Origin of the sequence: Chitinophaga sp. YIM B06452 (assembly GCF_039655965.1) — a bacterium.
GTDB lineage: Bacteria > Bacteroidota > Bacteroidia > Chitinophagales > Chitinophagaceae > Chitinophaga.
In genome coordinates this window covers 115493-133575 of record NZ_JAWLKY010000002.1, presented here as the reverse complement: position 1 = coordinate 133575, position 18083 = coordinate 115493, and the positions used below count along the sequence as shown (strand labels likewise).

Below are 18083 nucleotides of genomic sequence, written 5' to 3'. Positions count from 1 at the left end.
AACCAAGGGATGATGACTATCAAAGAGCAACAGGACAGGATCATAGAGGACTTCGAGGTGTTTGGCGACTGGATGGAGAAATACGAATACATCATCCAGCTGGGGAAAGACCTGCCGCTCATCGATCCGAAGTATAAAACAGACGATAACCTCATCCGCGGCTGCCAGAGCAAGGTTTGGCTGCATGCGGAACTGACGGACGGGAAACTGGTCTTCACCGCAGACAGCGACGCCGTGATCACCAAAGGCCTGGTAGGTCTCGTGATACGGGTGCTGAGCGGGCAAACGCCGAAAGACATTGCAGAAGCAGACATCTACTTCATAGACGCCATCGGCCTCACCAGCCATCTTTCCCCCACGCGCTCCAACGGCCTGCTGAGCATGCTGAAACAGATCAAACTGTACGCCATCGGTTACCAGGCCAAATCACTGCAAAACTGACGAATCATGGACACAACACTCAGAGACCAGGTGGAAGAAACGCTCCGCACCGTATATGACCCGGAGATCCCCGTGAACATCTACGACCTGGGCCTCGTATACAAGATCGAAATAGGGGAGGAAGGCAAAGTAATGGTGATCATGACCCTCACCGCACCCGGCTGCCCCGTGGCCGGCAGCATCATGGAGGAAGTGAATAACAAGATCACTGCCATTCCCGGCGTAACCAGCGCAGACGTGCGGCTCACCTTCGACCCGCCCTGGACGAAGGACATGATGAGCGAAGAAGCAAAACTCGAATTAGGATTTTTATAATAACCACTGAAGACGCTGTTTACAAGGCGTCTTTTTATTTTAATATCATGGCGGAAGACCTCAGCATTATACAAGGAAACAAAGCGGAGCAATACACCTCGCTGCTCCCGCAGATCAAAGCGCTCATCACCGGCGAGCCTGACCAGGTGGCCAATCTCGCAAACATTGCCGCGGCGCTGAAAGAACAATTTGGCTGGCTTTGGGTGGGTTTTTATCTCGTGAAAGGAGGGGAGCTGGTACTGGGCCCTTTCCAGGGGCCGGTGGCCTGTACGCGCATCCGCAAAGGGCGCGGCGTTTGCGGCACCAGCTGGGCGCAGGCGGCTACACTGGTAGTGCCCGATGTGGAAAAATTCCCCGGCCACATTGCCTGCAGCAGCCTGTCGCGCTCCGAAATAGTGGTGCCGCTGGTAAAGAACGGCGAAGTATTCGGCGTGCTGGACGTGGATAGTGCGGAATTGAATGAATTCGACGAAGTAGACCGCAAATTCCTGGAAGAGATCGTGAGCTGGATTGAATAAATTTCACCTACCTTCAGGGTGCATATCAACCAAATTTCCGCCCCATGAAACGCATAATTCCCTTCATACTTTTGATGGCCTGCGGTATCGCCGCACAGGCCCAGGTCACGTTCAACAAAGCCCTGGCAGACAGTCTAGGCGCAGACCAGTACGGCATGAAAATGTACCAGCTGGTGATCCTCAAAACCGGCAGCAACACCACTACCGACAAAGAAAAGGTCAATGAGCTTTTCAAAGGCCACATGACCAATATCGGCAAGCTGGTGAAAGACGGCAAACTGGTGGTGGCCGGCCCTCTCGGCAAAAACGACAAACAATACCGCGGCATCTTCATCCTCTCCGTTAAAACAAAAGAAGAAGCCGCCGCCCTGCTGGAAACAGACCCTGCCATCAAAGAAAAACTCCTGGATGCCGAGATCTACCCTTGGTACGGCTCTGCAGCCCTGCCGAAATACCTGGAGTATCATTCGCAGGTAGAGCAGGCGAAGCCTGGATCCTGAACGCACAACAACTGCTGGAAATAAGAAAGGCCCACGCTTTTATAAGCGCAGGCCTTCCGGTCAACCAATTGAAGCTATAAGTATTCAGTATCTCATCAAAGCCGCTATCACGGCTCCTTCTGGCATATTTTCCTTTTCAGTTACAAATACGGTGGCGCCGTTCTGCAATGCCTTTGACACGGCTGCATTCAGCATGCAGGCATCGTCGTTCTGCCGTTCGTCGTTAAGCGTAAGCTGGTTGTCTTGCTCGTTGAAAGAGCCCCAGAGATGCGCATCTTTCTGTACAAACAGTATTTCCGTTCTCGCGTAATAACAGGCAGGGATCACGTCTGCCGGGATGGTGGAGGTAAGGCCGTTGCCGGTATTGTTGAAATACCTGTCCACCGAATTGTTGAACGGATGTTCAAAATACGGCTGCATCAGGGCCCGGGCTTTATTATAAAGCCCGGCCGTACTTTCCCTGTCAAAGTTTCCCGCCAGGTGTTTTTCTTCAATATACCGGTAGCGGGAGCGCTGCCGGAACAGCGGTATCATATAGCTTACTCCGGCCAGCAGCAGGGGAATGGTTTGGGTAGACAGCAGTTTCTTCCACAACGTTTCATCCACTTCGTCCATATACATGGAAATATTTTCCTTTTCATCGGGCTTGCCCGCGCCAATGCCGTGGAAGTTAGCGCCTTCGCCTGCGCTCCTGCCGCCGGTGCGGAACAATTTCTGGTCATCTTTTTCCTCAAAGTGTACAACATCGTCTATGCCGCGCGGCATTTCCGGCACCGGTATCTCTTCCATGCCCCAGGCATCACCTTCATATAAAGTGGCCCCGCTCTTGGTGAGATACAGCAGGTAAAAGCGGTCGCGGCCCTGTAACAGGCCCATCAGCGGACTTATATAAAATGTATCGTGGATATAGGTAAATGCGTTGACCTTATAAGGCAGCAGCACATATCGGAAAACGCCGGGCGCAATGAACACTGCCAGGCTTTCCTGCTGGTTATGCCAGAATTCGTCGTCTTTGGTGAGGTCAAAGCCGCCCATGAGCAGCGATTCTATTTCCTGCATAGGCAGGCCTTTTTCCTGCAGTTCCTGTTGCAACTGCTGCAATGAGTTTTTGAACTGTATCATGTCGTGCAGCTCATTCACTTCCACGCCGGAGCGGTGGGTGGGCAGGAAGATAGAAATGGAATACGGTGAATTGTGCGTTGCCAGATCCAGCAGGTCGTTCCGTGAATAGATGTCCGGCATAGCCTGCGGCCGGGCTGTTTTTTCCGGCGGCTGCAAGGTTTCCGGCTGCTGTTTATAGGTAGAATATTCAGATTGTTTTTCGGTTAGCTCTGTTTCCTCTTCCTTCTTATCTACATTGCGGTTGGGGTGCATAATGTGCGCATCGCCGGTGTTGACGTCAATATCATCCAGTTCCTGCTGCACGTCTTTCCTGGTATCAAGCTCTTCTTCTTTACCAGCGCCGGAGGGTTTGCCTTTACGTGGGATAAAGTTCCCGTCTCTGCTCTTTGCCATGATCAAATGGTTTTACAGGATGGGGCACAAACACCATACCCAAAGAGTACGGCTGTTTTACCGGCATACTGCTTCCGGCCTCCTGAGTGCTCCTTCTGTTCTTTCGCATACGCCCGCCACATGATCTTTGTTGTCATCGCCCCACTTTTCAATCGAACGGATAACAGGCATGATGCTTTCACCAAGCGGGGTGAGATAATATTCCACCTTCAGGGGAACACTTTCCGGGTATACTTTTTTGGTAACAATGCTGAACTCTTCCAGCTCGCGCAGCTGCATATTGATCACGCGGGGAGCGGCGGCGGCGATCGCTGCATGCAGCTCAACAGGCCTGCGGATGCCGCGGTGAATGCTGTCTATGATGCAGGGTTTCCATTTCCCGCTCAGCACTTTCATGGTCACATTAATGCCGCAGTCAAGATCTTCGGGTATTTTACGCTCGTACATTTTTGCATGGTTTTAGCCATGCAATGTTATCGAAATAATGCAGAAAAATTAATTTCATTGGAAAAGAGGATAAATTGCATTATTTTGTATCCTAATATATACAAAACCCAATACGCTATGAAATTCAAAATCAGTTTGTTAGGAGCCATGCTGCTTACGTCCCTTTTTTCTTGTGAAGATGATAAGCCAGAACCCAAGCCTGAAGAAGAATCCTCCTGCCTTTATGGTATGCAGGGGGTGTTTTCCACCGACGCGCCCGTTTGGAGCGCTGATACCGTATCCATTCTCCCATATGTGACCGGCGGCGTATTCCGCATGCATTCCGGGCCATATGCGGCCCCATACTGGACTACCATGCAGTTGGAAAGAAATTCGGATACATGTTATTTAAGCAAGGCTTCCGCGGATACGCTGAACTTTACGGTAAGATTAAAAAATCCCTCGACCGGAGCCGGCGCACTGGCATCGTACGATATGTCGCTTCACCTGTATGGTCAAAATAAGATCGCTACCGTTTCTTTTATCGGCAATGCAGCGCATGTGGGATATACTCACCTGAAAGTGGGTACTGAAGGGGTGACCGGCGTACCTGAGCTGGTGCGTATTTTTGAGGACTGGACGGAAGTGAGCCTTCGCACCAATGGCACCAGCTGCACGGTGTACGTCAACGGTGTACTGGCTAAAAGTATGAATTATACCGGCGCCATCGGCCGTCTTAAAGATGTGCGTGTGACCTTCAAAGGTTACGGCAGCATCGATTATTTCCGCGTCACTGGCCTGCAGGGCGCGAAGATCGTACGTAACGAATTCAACAATGTAAATACTCCTTCCCAGGGCCTGGAATTCGGGTGGTAAGAACATTCATATCTTTTTCGAAAAGCGGTTGCGATGGCAGCCGCTTTTTTTGTTTCCATCTCTGGCAGATTATCTGTATTTTTCTTTACACCAAAATCAAGATCCCATGAGCTTAACCCGACGTTCCTTCATGAAAAACAGCCTGGGAGGCGCAGCCCTGCTGGGTTTGCCGGCTGCCGCCGTCCAGGCCGCCACGCCTCCGCCCGCGGGCAAACCATTTAAGCTGGCACTTTCGAGCTACTCTTACTGGCATTTCAGGACGCCTAAAGTGCCCATCGAAAAGGTGATCGACGAAGCGGCAAGGCTGAGCGTGGAAGGAGTAGATGTATTGCACCGCCAGATGGACGGCGAAGACAATGCCTACCTGCAAAAGCTGAAACGCCATGCTTTCGTGAACGGCGTAGACCTGGTGAGCCTCTCCATTCACCAGGACTTCGTTTCACCTGACGCCGCCGAGCGGCAGAAAGACATCGACCACACCATCCGCTGCATAGAACTGGCCTATAAAATGGGCATCCCAGCTATCAGGCTCAATTCCGGCCGCTGGGGCACCATCAAATCGTTTGACGATCTCATGAAAGCCCGCGGGGTAGAGCAGCCCATTCCCGGCTACACGGAAGAGGACGCTTTTAAATGGTGCATAGACAGCATAGAAAAATGCCTGCCCAAAGCCGCAGAGTGCGGCGTATTACTGGCGCTGGAAAACCACTGGGGCCTTACCAGCACGCCCGAAGGCCTGCTGCGCATCCGCAAGGCGATAGAAAGCCCCTGGCTCGGTTTGCTGATGGATACGGGCAACTTCCTGGAAGATCCTTACGACAAGCTGGAGAAGGTAGCGCCATATGCTGATTTCGTACAGGCGAAAACGTATTACGGCGGCGGGGAATGGTATACGCTGGACCTCGATTATCCGCGCATCATCCAGATACTGCGGAAAGTGGATTACCGCGGCTACATCGCCATCGAGTTTGAAGGGAAAGAGGCCGCGGAAACCGGCGTGCAGAAGAGCGTGGAAATGCTGCGCAGGGCGATGGGTTAACCGGCCGCATAAGCTGCTTCCACTTCCTTCGTCCAGGCGGCGATCGTATCAGTATCCGCTTTATCCGCCCGGTCGAAGAATAAATGCTGCTTGATCTCGAAGCCGCAATAGCTGTAAATACCGGTGTCTGACGTGAGTTTGAGGGCCCGGTCCATCCCAATGGACCGGTACTCTTCATGGCTTTTGCCGTGGGTGTTGAAAATGTACGCGCTTTTCCCTTTCAGCAATCCTTTCTGCACACCTTTATCGTAGCGGTAAGCAAAGCCATAGGTCATCACCCTGTCAATATATCCTTTCATGATAGCAGGCATGCCGGTCCACCACACGGGATAGATGAAAGTAACGGCATCTGCCCGGCTGAGGTATGCCTGTTCTTTTACAATATTCTCTTCATTTTGCCCGGTCATCTGGCCGTGCATGTCGTGCAGCGACAGCACGGGATCGAAGCCGATGGCATAGAGGTCCCGTATTTCCACATCGTGCCCGGCCCGGCGGATGGCGGCGGCAGCGGTTTCTTTCAGTTGATGGTTAACGCTTTGGGCGTTTGGATGCGCGTAAATGATAAGATGTTGCATGATCAGTGTTTTTACTGATGCAAACATAGCGCGGCGCGCATCCCTGGTATTGTAAGAAAACGAAAATGGTCATCCGCCCGCCACGCAAACGTCTTCCCGCAGGCGCAGGTATTCGGTGGGGGAAATGCCGAGGTAGTGGTTGAAGTCGCGGATCAGGTGACTTTGATCGTAGAACCCGCATTGGTCGATCACTTCAAACCAATCGGGCGTGCCCCGGTTGTTCAGCAGTTCCACGGCCCGCAGGAAACGGCGGTGGCGGTGGGCTTCTTTGGCACTGAAGCCGAGGTATTTCTGGTAATTCAGCTGCACGTTCCGTTCGCTTTGCCCTGTTTCGGAGGCGATCACCTTCACGGGGTTCAGCGGCGTATCCTGGTTGCGGATAATATCTTCCGAAGCGGCTTCGCGGTCGCGGAGGTAACCTGCGGTCACCTCCAGGATCAGTTCCACTCTTTTTTCGTTGTCCGGCGTAGCGTTGAGCGTTTCCCAGAGGGATGAAAAACAATGTCCCTTTACCAGCGCGTCAGGGTCTTTGAGGTACTGGCTGCGGCCTTGCAGGCTTTGGCCGAAGAGGCGGTAAAACGCATCCAGCCTGAAGTTGGCCACGAGTATCTCGTTGCCCGGCGGCTGGGTGTATTCCAAGGCTGTCTTCAACGGGCCGATGGCGATGCTTTTAGCCACGGGCACATCTTTATCCGGCAAATGCACGATCACCGGGTTGCCGAAGCTGAACGCGAGGATGGTCTCGAACGAGGGTACCAGCGTTTTACGTACCGGCGCGTTGCCGGTATTGGCGGCGAAATAAAAATGAGAGAATACCTCTTCCCAGTTAGCCGGTACGGGTATTCTCCCATTTGAATATTTTTCCTGTGGTTCCATACAGGATATAAAAGTACATAATCTGCCTCAGAAGGAAGCGCGGAGTTTCAGCACGAGGCTCCGCGCCGGGCTGCCGATACCTGATGCGAATACGCGATAATGCTCATCCAGCAGGTTTTCCAGCCCTGCCTGCGCCTTCAGTTTGGGGTGCAGGGTGAAGGTGGCGGACAGGTTGAGGGTGTACCAGGAAGGCATGCCTTCCGGCGTGGCGTACTGCAGGTTGTCTTCGCCGTTCGGGTTGTAGTCCTTCACTTTTTTCCAGCCGTTATACAACGCGTAGGCTTCTGTTTCCAGCCATTTCCAGCGGTAGTTCACGCCTGTTTTGCCGAACAGCGGCGGGATGTGGTCCATGGGCGCCTCTTTGCCGTCTGCACCCGTGTAGCGGCCGTAGGTGTAAGTGATATGGCTGTACACGCGCAGGCCTTCCACGGGTTGCAGGGAGGCTGCGCCCTGGAAGCCCGTGATATGGGCCTTCGCCTTGTTCTGGCTGGCCACCACCGGCGTCAGCTGGCCATTGTACAGCATTTCGTTCTTGCCGTTGAACGTGAATTTGTCCAGCACGATGGCATTGCGGAATATGCTGTAAAAGCCGTTCACTTCCACGTACAGGATATTGCCGAAAAGCCGGCTCAGCCCCAGGTCGAAATTAAAGGTCTGCTCTGGTTTGAGGTCAGGGTTGGGCACTACCAGCTGCTCGCCGCCGGCGGATTCGAATACTTTGGCGATATCGTCTATGTTAGGGGCGCGGAAGCCGGTGGAAAAGCCTAATGTGAGCTTGCTTTTGGCGTCGGGCAGGTAGATGAGGCCGGCATTGGCGCTATAGGTCACGTTTTGCTGCGACGCGCCGGTGAAGGGCAGGTGCAGCAGCGCTGTGTCTGTAAAGCGGCTGTTCAGCGTTACATAGTTCACACGCAGGCCGTCGTTGAGGATCAGCTTGCCGGGAATGATCTTGTAGAGATGCTGTATGTACGCGCCGGTGTAATGCATGGTGCTGCCGCCGTCAGGATACCGCGTGTCCAGCCCCTCTTTTTTCTCCCGCGTGCCGGTATGGGTGAAAAATGCGGTGGACTCCAGGAAATTGAATTGCCCGTCGATCCCCACGTTCAGCTCGCTGCGGCCTTTGCTCTTCCGCAGGTCGGCATTAAAAGCGGCCACCTGTATATTCTCCATGCGCGATTCCAGTTCGGGATTGCGGTATGCGCGCTGCATGCGGCTTTCCTCGATGTCCTGGTAACTGGCGCCCAGCAGCAGCTGGTCGAAGAAGCCGCGCAGGCGGGTGCTCCTGTACTGGTAAGCGGCCATCAGTCTTTCCTGCGGACCGTAGTACCATTCGGCCCAGCGCAGCCTGCCGTTGCGGATGTCCGTCAGGCGGTCGTACCGCGGGATGTCTGAGCTGGTGGAATATTGCAGGTTCAGCATGTGACTGCTCCCTTCACGCGGCTGCCATAGCAGTTTTTGCAGGAGGTCGTATTGTTTGTACCCGCTGAAACGCTGGATGTCCGGGTTATTGTTCTTTACAATGGAATCCCGGCCGTTGATGGTTGTGATGTATTCATTCCTTAATCCCCAGCTGCCATCGGCATCATTGCGCCTTGCGCCCTGCCGCTGGTCGCCGAAGCGGCTGTAGCTGAAAGAGGTAAGCGAAGCGAAGCGTTTGCCGCCAATGTTCACGTCGGCATGACCGGTGAATTCATTATTGCCGCTGTTGAAACGCGTCGAAAAGTTGCTTTTAAAGGCATTTAAGGCCGGTTTCTTCGTCTGGAAGTGTATGACCCCGCCGAGCGCGTCGGAGCCGTAAATGGTGCTCGCAGGGCCGTAAATGATCTCCACTTTTTCAGTGATATCGTCGTCAATGGTGATCACGTTCTGCAAATGACCGGTGCGGTAAATGGCGTTGTTCATCCGCACACCGTCTACCACCAGCAAAATGCGGCTGGCCTCAAAGCCGCGCAGTACGGGGCTCCCGCCACCCATCTGGCTGCGCTGTACGAATACTTTTCCCGTTTGTTCCAGCAATCCGCCGGTGTTGTTCGATAAAGAATTTTCGATCGCATGAAAAGGGATCACTTCCACCTTCTGCGCTACGTACCGGCTCTTTTCCTCGAATTTATTGGCGGTCACGACCACTTCTGACAGCGGGTGTATGCTGTCCGTCTTTTGCTGTTGCGCCATGGCAGGCGCGGATAACAGGAGCCAGGTAAATCTGTAAAGTTTCATGCATTGTATTTTGAATTTTGGTTGAAAAAGACCGCCTCCAACCGGAAGCGGTCTTTTTAAGATCATTTACCGCTGCACTACGAACCGCAGGGTCTGCCGCCCTTCCATGCCTTCGATGGTGAGGATGTACATACCGTTGGCCAGTGAGGCGATATTGAGCTGGTGGATGCTGCGCGGCAGCATGCCGAACTGGCGCAGCCTGCCGTCCATATTGTGGATCCAGTAACGCAGCGGCAGCTTGGCGTTGCCGGGCAGCTGGATGTTCAGGAACTGCTGTGCGGGGTTCGGGTAAATGATCGTGCTGCTCACGCTGCTGGCTTCAGGCTCTGGTTTCACGGCCATCGGCAGTGGTTCGTACACGTTTATTTCCGCCGCGCTGGCCCATGCGCCGCTGCTGATGCTGCTGAGGCTGCGGAGCCTTACAAACCGGGCGTTGCGGGCCGTGAAGGTCACGATGCGCTCGGTTTTGCCGCTGGTGCTCCAGGTGCCGGTGGCGGCTGCGGTGCCCCAGTTCACGCCGTCACTGCTGGTATAGATCTCGTACTGGGCAATGGTGCCGTTGGTGCCGGCGTCCTGCCGCGGCAGGTAACCGATGCGGCCAATGGAAGTGCAGGCTCCCAGGTCGATCTGTATCTCATGCGGATGCGCGGGCGAACCGGTGCTCCAGGCGGTGTGCCAGTAAGTGGCGGTATTGCCGTCTATGGCATGAATGGCGCGGCCGTTGTTGGCGCCTTCGCCGGTGAGCTCTTCGGAATCAACATACTTCACTGTCCACGATGTTTTGGCCGGCACTGCGCCGCCGCTGGAACAGGTGGGAGCGGAGATGAGGTCGAAGCGCCATTTCTGGGCGTTGCTGCCATTGTCTGTATAGATCTGCACATTGGTGTTGTTGCTGTCTGCGCCGTCCTGCACGTCCAGCACCTTGTTGAGGTCGTTGTAAGCCTGCAGCTTGAAATATCCGCCGCCTACATCGGCGATCTTCCACTTCTGAGCATTGCCGCTGTTGTCTGTCCACATCTGCACATTGGTGCCGTCTGCGGTGAAGCCGCCGTTCACGTCCAGGGCTTTGCCGGTGGTGTGTTGCGGCAGCAGCTTGTAGTAGCCGCTTCCCAGGTTCACCAGTTTCCAGCGGTGATGGGAGGCGTTATTGTCCGTGAAGATGTTCACATTGGCGCCGTCTGTTGTGCCGCCCTGGTATACCTGCAGGTTGCGGGTGAGCGCGTTGGCAGGTTTCAGCTCGTAAATGGCGTCGTTGATGAGATTGAGACCGCCGGTAACGGTGATGAAATTCGTGTTGGTGATGCTGTTGTTCCCCTGGTCGTCCGTTACGGTGAGAGACACGGAATACACGCCGGGCGCGCCATACACTACTTTGGGATTACGTTGTGTGCTGGTAGAGGGCGTGCCGCCGGGAAAGCTCCAGGAATAGGCCGCGCTGGTTACCTGGTGGGCGGAATTGTTGTAGAATCTTGCCGTGTCACCGATGGCTTTGGTAGTGCCGTCTACGGCTATCATGGCTTCGGGCGGGGAGGCTTCGTAAAGGTCGCTCATGTATACGCTGCGGCTGGTGGCGTTGAGGATGACCGCATCCTTGTAGTCGATGTGCAGGCGTGTACTAAAGCTGAGCGCGGGCAGGCCGGTGTTGTAGATCACCCAGTCTGCCATCGTGTTGTTCCGGTAATACACGGCGCGTTTGGTGCCGATGTATACGCCGCCGTTGGTGCCGCGCTGGTACACGATGTTGGTGATCTGCTCGCCGTTGAGCGTTGCGGTGCTCAGGTTGGTCCAGGTGGCGCCGCCGTCTGTGCTTTTGTATACTTTCTGCCCGTCTACGGTGGAGTTCACGCGGGCCAGCCATACATGGTCCGGGTTGGCGGAACTTACGGCCACATCAAAAGCCACGCCGGTGCTGGACAGCCCGGTGGGCGTTATCAGCGTCCAGCTGGCGCCGCCGTCTGCCGAGCGGTATACTTTTTTGACAGAGCCCAGCGTGGTGGCGTACATGATGGAATTGTTCCGGTAACCAACGGCAATGTTGCCCACTTTTTCGGCGAAGTCGTAGAGGGACGTGTAGTTCGCGCCGCCGTCCACCGATTTCCAGAACTGGTTGCCTTCGCCAAGGTACACGATGTTGTAGTTCTGCGCATCCCAGATGATGTCGCTGCTCTGGCCGATGGTGTAGGAACGGTTGGGCAGCTTGCCGTTGGCAAGACTGATGGGCGCCTGCGTACGGTTGCCGGTAAGCTGTTTGCGCCCGTAGTCGAACACGACGATGCGGTCCTGCGCATACGACACCGCGCCCAGGTAATTGTCGCCACCGCCGGTGCTGATCCATCCGTCTGTATATGTGTTGTTGTCCTTCAGTAAAGTGCCGTTGTGATAGGTGCCGCCGAGCATTACGCGGTTACCTTCCCAGTTGCCCGCGCCGAAGCCCCAGAAATCCGTTCCCATAATGCCTTTCATGCGTATCTGGAAAGTGGCGCCGCCATCGCTGGAATAAAAAATGCCGCCGTCGCAGGCGATCCAGAGGTCGCTGCCGTAGAAGCGGATGTCGTGCACGTCTGCATGCACGTAATTCACTTTGTTGGAATGGCTCCATTTGGCAGGGCAGGTCCAGGTTACGCCGCCGTCGGCGCTTTCCCAGCGGTTCACCGCGCCCAGCTGGATCTTGTTGGCGTCTGAATGATTGACGTCCAGGGCGAGGTCGTAGTAATATTGGCCGCCGTCGTCGGAGCCGTCATCGGCCCAGGCCATAAGGTTCTTATTGGTCGTGGCATTGGGCACTCCGCCGGGACCGGTGCCGCAGCAGGCAAACGACCATGTTTCCCCGGAATCGGTGCTTTTGTAAATGCCGTACAACCCGCTGCCGCCGTCGGCTGCGCCGGTGGCATTCGCATACACGATGTTTGCATTGGCGGGCGTGACGGCGATCTCTGTGCGTTTCTGTTCTTCCCCGGCAGCGGTAGGATTGGGCCAGCCGGTAGTCTTGAGGGTGAAGGTAACGCCGGCGTCCGTGCTTTTGTAAAACTCGGTCTTGACGCCGGTTTGCCGGATGGCGTAAATGGTGCTGTTGTTGCCCGGCTTGAATTCTATTTCCTGGAAAGTGCCGGTCATCACCTGTGTGAAGGTAGCGCCCGCGTCTGTAGAGCGGTACAGGCCCTGGCTGGACGCTACAAAGAGCGTGCTGGCAAACCCGGGGCGTGAAACGATGTCATTGATCGAATGGTTTACGCTGTTGAAAGTGGCGTCGCCGGCCTGGTTGAAGGTAGTGCCGCCGTCTGTGCTTTTGTACAGCTTGTTGTTGCCGCCGAAATACACGGTGTTGTGGTTCGTTTGGTCTATCTCCACGGCGAGGATGCTTTGCACGAGCATGTTGTCCGTCAGCGGGGTCCAGTTGAGGCCTTTGTCGGTAGACTTGTACAGCCCTGCTGTGGCCGTGCCTGCGTAGAGTACGCTGGTATTGCTGAGCGATTGCTCTACTGTGTAAACATGCGCCGCGCCTGAAGCGTAGCTGGTGCCGGCAGCGCCGTTATCGAAATTAACAGGGCCGAGGCCGGTCCAGTTGGCGACACCGCTGAGTGCGCGGAGGTTACGCGCCTGGTCTGACCGGGCGAGGTAATTGCGCGCCTGCTGGATGTCGTAGCTGCTGAGTTTTTTGCCGGGCGGCGTGCTGTAAGGGTTTCGCCTGATCTCGCGGATCCAGCGCTTGTAGTACTGTGTGTACTCATTCTTTTCGAAAGGATGGCTTTCATAATACTTCTCAAATTCTTCGGTCACTTTCTCGGGATCGGGATTGTCGCTGTACATGAGCTTTACCCAGTAAGGCATGTTAGGGTTGCCGGTGTTGCTTTTCATCTCAAGCTGCTGGGCGGAAGCGGTTTCAAGCCCGTCTGCAAGACTGAGGGCAATGGCCAGGACAATGGTTCGTAACGATACAAGGATCGGGAAACGCGTTCGCAGGGAACGGCAGGCGGTAAAATTGCGCATGAGGGTTCGATTTAATTGGTTGAAAAATGCTTATCAGAGAATTACAAACGGTCAGGGCTATTCATGTAAATGATAGAATGCGCGGGCTAATCATACTGTGCTCAACGGTTTACGTCAGGTTATCAACGTAGAATCTGCATATGGATCAATGACATGACTGCTTATCATACTTAACAAAAGGAAATTACTTTATTATAGTCTTCACCGTTAATTTGATGTATTCCATTTTACAATTATATTACAAAGGGCTGAAAACCGCGATCAATAATTGTCAGCATTGCTTTGCATTAACATTTTGCCTGCGGCATGGCGGCGGGTATTAACAAATGCCGCATCAGGGATGGTATCCCGCATCCGCATATTTTTTCCTGTAAGCCAGCGGGTTGTAGGCCGTTACGCTTTTGAACTGCCGGTTGAAGTTCGATAATGTCTGGAACCCGCTCTCATAGCATATCTCCGTAATGTCCATCTTTTTCTCCAGCAGCAGCTTGCAGGCATGCCCGATCCTGATCTCCGAAAGGAAATCGGAAAAAGTTTTGTTGGCGTGGGTCTTAAAATAACGGCTGAAGGAAGAAGGCGTCATATTCGCGATCTCCGCCACTTCATCGAGCGAGATCTTTTCACGGAAATTTTTCATCACATAAGCATGTACTTTGTTCATGCGCTCTGTATCGGAAGCCTTCAGCAGGTTGGTATACCCGGCGCTGCTCAGCAGCCTGTATTCGTTTGAGGCGGCCAGGAAATTCAGCAGGTGCAGGAGGGACAGGATGCTGTCGAAGTCCTTCGCTTTCAGCAGCTCTTTCATCAGCTTCTCCGCTTTTTCCTGCGTGGGCCCCACGAAGCGGATGCCTTGCTGCGCGCGGTTAAACAATTGCCGCAGCCGGTATGCTTCTTTTTTTTGCAGGAACTCATGGCCCAGGAAATCTTCATGGAAATACACGACGATCCCTTCGGTCCAGTTATTTTTATTTCCTTCAAAATACTCGTGCCCGCTCTGCCAGAGATGCGGCAGGTTTGGACCGGTAAACACCAGGTCGCCCTGCGTGAACGGCGTTACATGATCGCCGATAAAACGTGTGCCGGTGCCGCGCAATACCACAAACAGCTGGTATTCGGAATGAAAGTGCCAGTTGGGATCGAAGTGCTGGGCTTTGAGATATTTTACCTCGAAAGCCCTGTCCGGCGAAATACGCGATTTTTGTAGTGCAGCCCTCATGTTTTACCCTTTATTTGTCATAAACAAGGTGATTTGGCCCAAAAGTATGACAAAATACAGTCAAAACCCGATAAGATTCAGGAAAGGGTTGTTTTTATTTATTTGGAAATTCGGTATAGAATTTAAACAATCATGAATATCCGTTTTTTCCACGTTTTCCTGTTCGTCGCCGTATTAATGGCCTCATGCCGCCAGCAATCGCGCAGCGGTAATATTGAAGTGCTTTTCCTCGGGCACGCCAGCGAACATCATTATTCCGAAAAATATATGCCGATGCTGGCCTCCGCATTGGCTACGGAAGGCATTCATTTTACCTATACAAATGATCCCGCATCGCTGAACAAAAAGAACCTTGAGCTGTTCGATGCGGTCATGATCTATGCCAACCATGATTCTATTACGCCGGAGCAGGAAACTGCGCTGGTGGATTTTGTGAAATCCGGCAAAGGGTTTATCCCGCTGCATTGTGCCAGTTACTGCTTCCGTAATTCCCCCGCTTATATTGATATGGTGGGCGGGCAGTTCCAACGGCACGACACCGGTACGTTCACCGCTACGATCATTAATAAGGACCACCCGGTTACCAAAGGCCTGCAGGAGTTTTCCACCTGGGACGAAACCTATGTGCACACGCAACTCAGCAACGACCGCACCGTGCTCATGGAGAGGGTAGAGGGCGTGCACCGCGAACCCTGGACCTGGGTGAAGGAATATGGCAAAGGCCGCGTGTTTTACACCGCCTACGGCCACGACGAGCGCACCTGGGGCAATCCCGGTTTTCATAAACTGGTGGAGAACGGTATTCTCTGGGCAGTGGGCGACGATGTGCGGAGCAATTGGGAAAAACACCGCAAAGAGCTTCCCACGCTGGTTTACCGCGACGAAGCCAATATTCCCAACTACGAAAAACGCGACCCCGCCCCGAAATTCCAGGAGCCGCTGTCGGCCGAAGCGTCCGCAAAACTCATACAGGTGCCGCCCGGCTTCGACCTGGAGCTGTTCGCTTCCGAGCCTGACGTGATCAATCCCATATCCATGGCCTGGGACGAAAAAGGAAGGCTGTGGGTGATAGAGACAGTGGACTATCCTAACTCTGTGCGCGACGAAGATGGCACTGGCGACGACCGGATCAAAATATGTGAAGATACAGACGGCGACGGCAGGGCAGACAAGTTCACCGTTTTCGCCGACAACCTGAACATCCCCACCAGCTTGGTGTTTTACAACGGCGGCGTGATCGTATCGCAGGCGCCGCACTTCCTCTGGCTGAAAGACACGAATGGCGACGGCAAGGCAGACGAACGTAAAGTACTGATAGACGGCTGGGGCACCTTTGATACGCATGCCGGCCCGAGCAACCTGCAATATGGCATGGACAACCACATCTGGGGCTGCGTAGGGTATTCCGGCTTCAAAGGTACGGTGGGCGGCTCTTTCAGGGAGTTCGGCCAGGGCTTCTACCGCTTTACGCCCGACGCGCGTTACTTCGAATTCATGACCAATACCAGCAACAACACCTGGGGCCTTGCATTCACCGAGCAGAACGATGTGTTCGGCTCCACGGCTAATAATACACACAGCGTGTTCATGGGTATCCCGCAAAGATCGCTGCAGGGCGTGGAAGGCGCGGCCATTGCGGGCAGCATGAAGATCGACGGGCACTATGCCATGCATCCCATCACGCAGCACGTGCGGCAGGTGGATGTGTTCGGCGGCTTCACCGCGGCGGCAGGGCATCATTTCTACACGGCCAACAATTATCCTGAATATTACAGGCGGACCGCTTTTGTGTGTGAGCCAACGGGCCACCTGGTGCACGTTGCCGAGATAGAAAAAGCAGGTGCGGGCTTTAAGGAAAAAGACGGCTGGAATTTGTTTGCCAGCGCAGATGAATGGGTATCACCTGTGGAGGCCAAAACAGGCCCTGATGGCGCGGTTTGGGTACTGGACTGGTACAATTTCATCATCCAGCACAACCCAACGCCAACGCCCGAACGGGGCGGTTATGCAGCCGAGAACGGCAAAGGCAACGCCTACGAAAACCCGCTGCGCGATAAAACGCATGGCCGCATCTGGCGCGTGGTGTACCGCGAAGGAAAGAAACCCGCGAAGCTGGAACTGTCTAAAGACAAACCCGCAGAGCTGATCAAAGCATTGAGCAACGACAACCTCTTCTGGCGCCTCACCGCGCAACGCCTGCTGGTGGAGCGCAACGATAAAGCAGTAGTACCTGAGCTGGAAAAGCTCGCCGCAGGCGAAGCTCCCGCCGCATTGCACGCCCTGTGGGCGATAGACGGCCTGGGTGCAACAACTACCTCCCGCAAAGCAGTGTTGGGTGCGTTAAAACATAAAGACCCGGCTGTGAGAAAAGCAGCCATCCAGATACTTTCAAAATATCAGAACAGTGAACAGGAAATACTCGCTACAGGCATCCTGAAAGATGCCGATGCGAACACCCGGCTGGCCGCGCTCGTGTCCCTCACCGAAGCAGCGCCTTCTGAAGCTATTGGCCGTGAGTTATACGCCTTCAGCCTCGAAGACGCCGTTAAGCAGGACGAATGGCTTTCCAAAGCCGTTTATGCAGCGGCCAGCCGGCATCGCAAAGGATTTATCAGCGCATTTATGGCTGCCAATCCGGGTTTCAGCGTGGCACCGGCTCCGGCGGTGAGCCGCGAAGCAGTGGCGTTGAATGATGCTGATTGGAAAGAAATGAATCTGCCTACGCACATCGAAGATGCGGGGCTGGATATAGACGGCATTGTATGGTTCCGCCGCGTGGTGGACGTACCGGCTGCTGCCGCGGGCAAAAAGGCAGTATTATCCCTTGGCCCGATCGACGATTCAGATGATACTTTTGTGAATGGCAAACCTGTCGGCAAAACCGTCAAAGCATGGGCGAAGCCGCGTATCTACACAATTCCCGCCGGAGTGCTGAAAGCCGGGAAGAACGTGATAGCCGTGAAGATGGAAGATACCGGTAGCGGCGGCGGCATATACGGCAGAGCGGAAAATCTCTTCCTTGAAATAGACGGCACAAAGATCCCGCTGAAAGGCCCCTGGAAATATGAAGTGGAAAAGGTTGCCAGTGGCGGTGGTCAACAGTTGTTCAAAGACATGCCGCTGGCTGAAACGTTTGTGCGTACCTACCTGAACAAGCAGGATCCCGCAGCTGGAAACAGCCCGTCTGCAGGCGGTCCGGCTACCGTGATCCATCTCAGGGTCATCAAAAATGAAATGAAGTATGACCTGAAAAGCTTCACCGTACCAGCTGGTAAGCCGGTAGAGATCGTATTCGAGAACCCTGATTTCATGCAGCATAACCTCGTGATCACGCAGCAGGGCGCGCTGGAAACAGTGGGCCGCTCGGCAGACAAGCTGGCTGCTGATCCCAAAGGCGCTGAAATGCAATATGTGCCTTCCGTCGGCGAGGTGTTATTTTCCACGAGGCTGGTAAACCCGCAGGAGAGCGTTACGCTGAAGTTCACCGCTCCCGCGCAAGCCGGCGACTACCCGTTTGTATGCACTTTCCCCGGCCACTGGCGTATTATGAACGGGGTGATGAAAGTGGTGAAGCAATAGAAA

The 18083-nt window shown here is 54.2% G+C and carries 14 protein-coding genes; 7 read left to right on the top strand and 7 right to left on the bottom strand.

What is annotated here, in order from left to right; translation table 11 throughout:
- Window positions 1-9 precede the first annotated feature (9 nt).
- The 4 genes from R3I13_RS10230 to R3I13_RS10215 are packed head-to-tail and all read left to right on the top strand — an operon-like array spanning window position 10 to window position 1774.
- Window positions 10-441 (top strand): SufE family protein, encoded by a 432-nt coding sequence (locus R3I13_RS10230; protein ID WP_346317847.1) that lies wholly within the window; start codon window positions 10-12, stop codon window positions 439-441.
- A gap of 6 nt (window positions 442-447) precedes the next feature.
- The gene (locus R3I13_RS10225) at window positions 448-756 is read left to right on the top strand and encodes an SUF system Fe-S cluster assembly protein (protein ID WP_346317846.1); all 309 of its coding nucleotides are present in this window, start codon (window positions 448-450) and stop codon (window positions 754-756) included.
- A 47-nt stretch (window positions 757-803) separates the two neighbouring features.
- A complete protein-coding gene (locus R3I13_RS10220; RefSeq protein ID WP_346317845.1) occupies window positions 804-1274 on the top strand; it encodes a GAF domain-containing protein in 471 nt (156 codons plus the stop codon).
- A 44-nt stretch (window positions 1275-1318) separates the two neighbouring features.
- Complete coding sequence (locus tag R3I13_RS10215) at window positions 1319-1774, top strand: YciI family protein (protein ID WP_346317844.1); 456 nt, start codon at window positions 1319-1321, stop codon at window positions 1772-1774.
- 84 nt (window positions 1775-1858) lie between these two features.
- Here R3I13_RS10215 and R3I13_RS10210 read toward each other — a convergent pair whose 3' ends face one another.
- A complete protein-coding gene (locus tag R3I13_RS10210) occupies window positions 1859-3289 on the bottom strand; it encodes a hypothetical protein (protein WP_346317843.1) in 1431 nt (476 codons plus the stop codon).
- A 57-nt stretch (window positions 3290-3346) separates the two neighbouring features.
- The gene (locus R3I13_RS10205; protein WP_346317842.1) at window positions 3347-3736 is read right to left on the bottom strand and encodes a helix-turn-helix domain-containing protein; all 390 of its coding nucleotides are present in this window, start codon (window positions 3734-3736) and stop codon (window positions 3347-3349) included.
- Window positions 3737-3853: 117 nt separating this feature from the next.
- Between R3I13_RS10205 and R3I13_RS10200 the strand changes: the two genes are divergently transcribed.
- Together R3I13_RS10200 and R3I13_RS10195 are read left to right on the top strand one after the other, a co-directional pair.
- Entirely contained in the window at window positions 3854-4591 is a 738-nt protein-coding gene (locus R3I13_RS10200; protein WP_346317841.1) for a hypothetical protein, read from the top strand.
- Between the two features lie 106 nt (window positions 4592-4697).
- The gene (locus R3I13_RS10195; RefSeq protein WP_346317840.1) at window positions 4698-5630 is read left to right on the top strand and encodes a sugar phosphate isomerase/epimerase family protein; all 933 of its coding nucleotides are present in this window, start codon (window positions 4698-4700) and stop codon (window positions 5628-5630) included.
- On the opposite strand, the gene R3I13_RS10190 is transcribed toward R3I13_RS10195, so the two are convergent.
- The 5 genes from R3I13_RS10190 to R3I13_RS10170 all read right to left on the bottom strand — a co-directional run bounded on the left by R3I13_RS10190 (window position 5627) and on the right by R3I13_RS10170 (window position 14501).
- Window positions 5627-6205: an NAD(P)H-dependent oxidoreductase gene (locus R3I13_RS10190; RefSeq protein WP_346317839.1), complete on the bottom strand. Its 579-nt coding sequence runs from the start codon at window positions 6203-6205 to the stop codon at window positions 5627-5629. The genes R3I13_RS10195 and R3I13_RS10190 overlap by 4 nt on opposite strands.
- Window positions 6206-6274: 69 nt before the next feature.
- Window positions 6275-7081, bottom strand: coding sequence for an AraC family transcriptional regulator (locus R3I13_RS10185; protein ID WP_346317838.1), 807 nt, complete (start codon window positions 7079-7081; stop codon window positions 6275-6277).
- Window positions 7082-7108: 27 nt separating this feature from the next.
- Complete coding sequence (locus tag R3I13_RS10180) at window positions 7109-9298, bottom strand: TonB-dependent receptor (RefSeq protein ID WP_346317837.1); 2190 nt, start codon at window positions 9296-9298, stop codon at window positions 7109-7111.
- Between the two features lie 66 nt (window positions 9299-9364).
- Window positions 9365-13285 (bottom strand): discoidin domain-containing protein, encoded by a 3921-nt coding sequence (locus R3I13_RS10175; protein ID WP_346317836.1) that lies wholly within the window; start codon window positions 13283-13285, stop codon window positions 9365-9367.
- A 334-nt stretch (window positions 13286-13619) separates the two neighbouring features.
- Complete coding sequence (locus R3I13_RS10170; protein ID WP_346317835.1) at window positions 13620-14501, bottom strand: AraC family transcriptional regulator; 882 nt, start codon at window positions 14499-14501, stop codon at window positions 13620-13622.
- Window positions 14502-14633: 132 nt separating this feature from the next.
- On the opposite strand from R3I13_RS10170, the gene R3I13_RS10165 reads away from it, so the two are divergent.
- Entirely contained in the window at window positions 14634-18080 is a 3447-nt protein-coding gene (locus tag R3I13_RS10165) for a PVC-type heme-binding CxxCH protein (protein ID WP_346317834.1), read from the top strand.
- The last annotated feature ends 3 nt before the right edge of the window (window positions 18081-18083 follow it).

What these genes read in the sequence shown, in the direction of transcription:
- R3I13_RS10175 (WP_346317836.1), bottom strand. Translation starts at nt 13,285, where the DNA reads ATGCGCAATTTTACCGCCTGCCGTTCCCTGCGAACGCGTTTCCCGATC.
- R3I13_RS10205 (WP_346317842.1), bottom strand. Translation starts at nt 3,736, where the DNA reads ATGTACGAGCGTAAAATACCCGAAGATCTTGACTGCGGCATTAATGTG.
- R3I13_RS10220 (WP_346317845.1), top strand. Translation starts at nt 804, where the DNA reads ATGGCGGAAGACCTCAGCATTATACAAGGAAACAAAGCGGAGCAATAC.
- R3I13_RS10215 (WP_346317844.1), top strand. Translation starts at nt 1,319, where the DNA reads ATGAAACGCATAATTCCCTTCATACTTTTGATGGCCTGCGGTATCGCC.
- R3I13_RS10180 (WP_346317837.1), bottom strand. Translation starts at nt 9,298, where the DNA reads ATGAAACTTTACAGATTTACCTGGCTCCTGTTATCCGCGCCTGCCATG.
- R3I13_RS10230 (WP_346317847.1), top strand. Translation starts at nt 10, where the DNA reads ATGATGACTATCAAAGAGCAACAGGACAGGATCATAGAGGACTTCGAG.
- R3I13_RS10170 (WP_346317835.1), bottom strand. Translation starts at nt 14,501, where the DNA reads ATGAGGGCTGCACTACAAAAATCGCGTATTTCGCCGGACAGGGCTTTC.
- R3I13_RS10195 (WP_346317840.1), top strand. Translation starts at nt 4,698, where the DNA reads ATGAGCTTAACCCGACGTTCCTTCATGAAAAACAGCCTGGGAGGCGCA.
- R3I13_RS10165 (WP_346317834.1), top strand. Translation starts at nt 14,634, where the DNA reads ATGAATATCCGTTTTTTCCACGTTTTCCTGTTCGTCGCCGTATTAATG.
- R3I13_RS10185 (WP_346317838.1), bottom strand. Translation starts at nt 7,081, where the DNA reads ATGGAACCACAGGAAAAATATTCAAATGGGAGAATACCCGTACCGGCT.
- R3I13_RS10210 (WP_346317843.1), bottom strand. Translation starts at nt 3,289, where the DNA reads ATGGCAAAGAGCAGAGACGGGAACTTTATCCCACGTAAAGGCAAACCC.
- R3I13_RS10225 (WP_346317846.1), top strand. Translation starts at nt 448, where the DNA reads ATGGACACAACACTCAGAGACCAGGTGGAAGAAACGCTCCGCACCGTA.
- R3I13_RS10190 (WP_346317839.1), bottom strand. Translation starts at nt 6,205, where the DNA reads ATGCAACATCTTATCATTTACGCGCATCCAAACGCCCAAAGCGTTAAC.
- R3I13_RS10200 (WP_346317841.1), top strand. Translation starts at nt 3,854, where the DNA reads ATGAAATTCAAAATCAGTTTGTTAGGAGCCATGCTGCTTACGTCCCTT.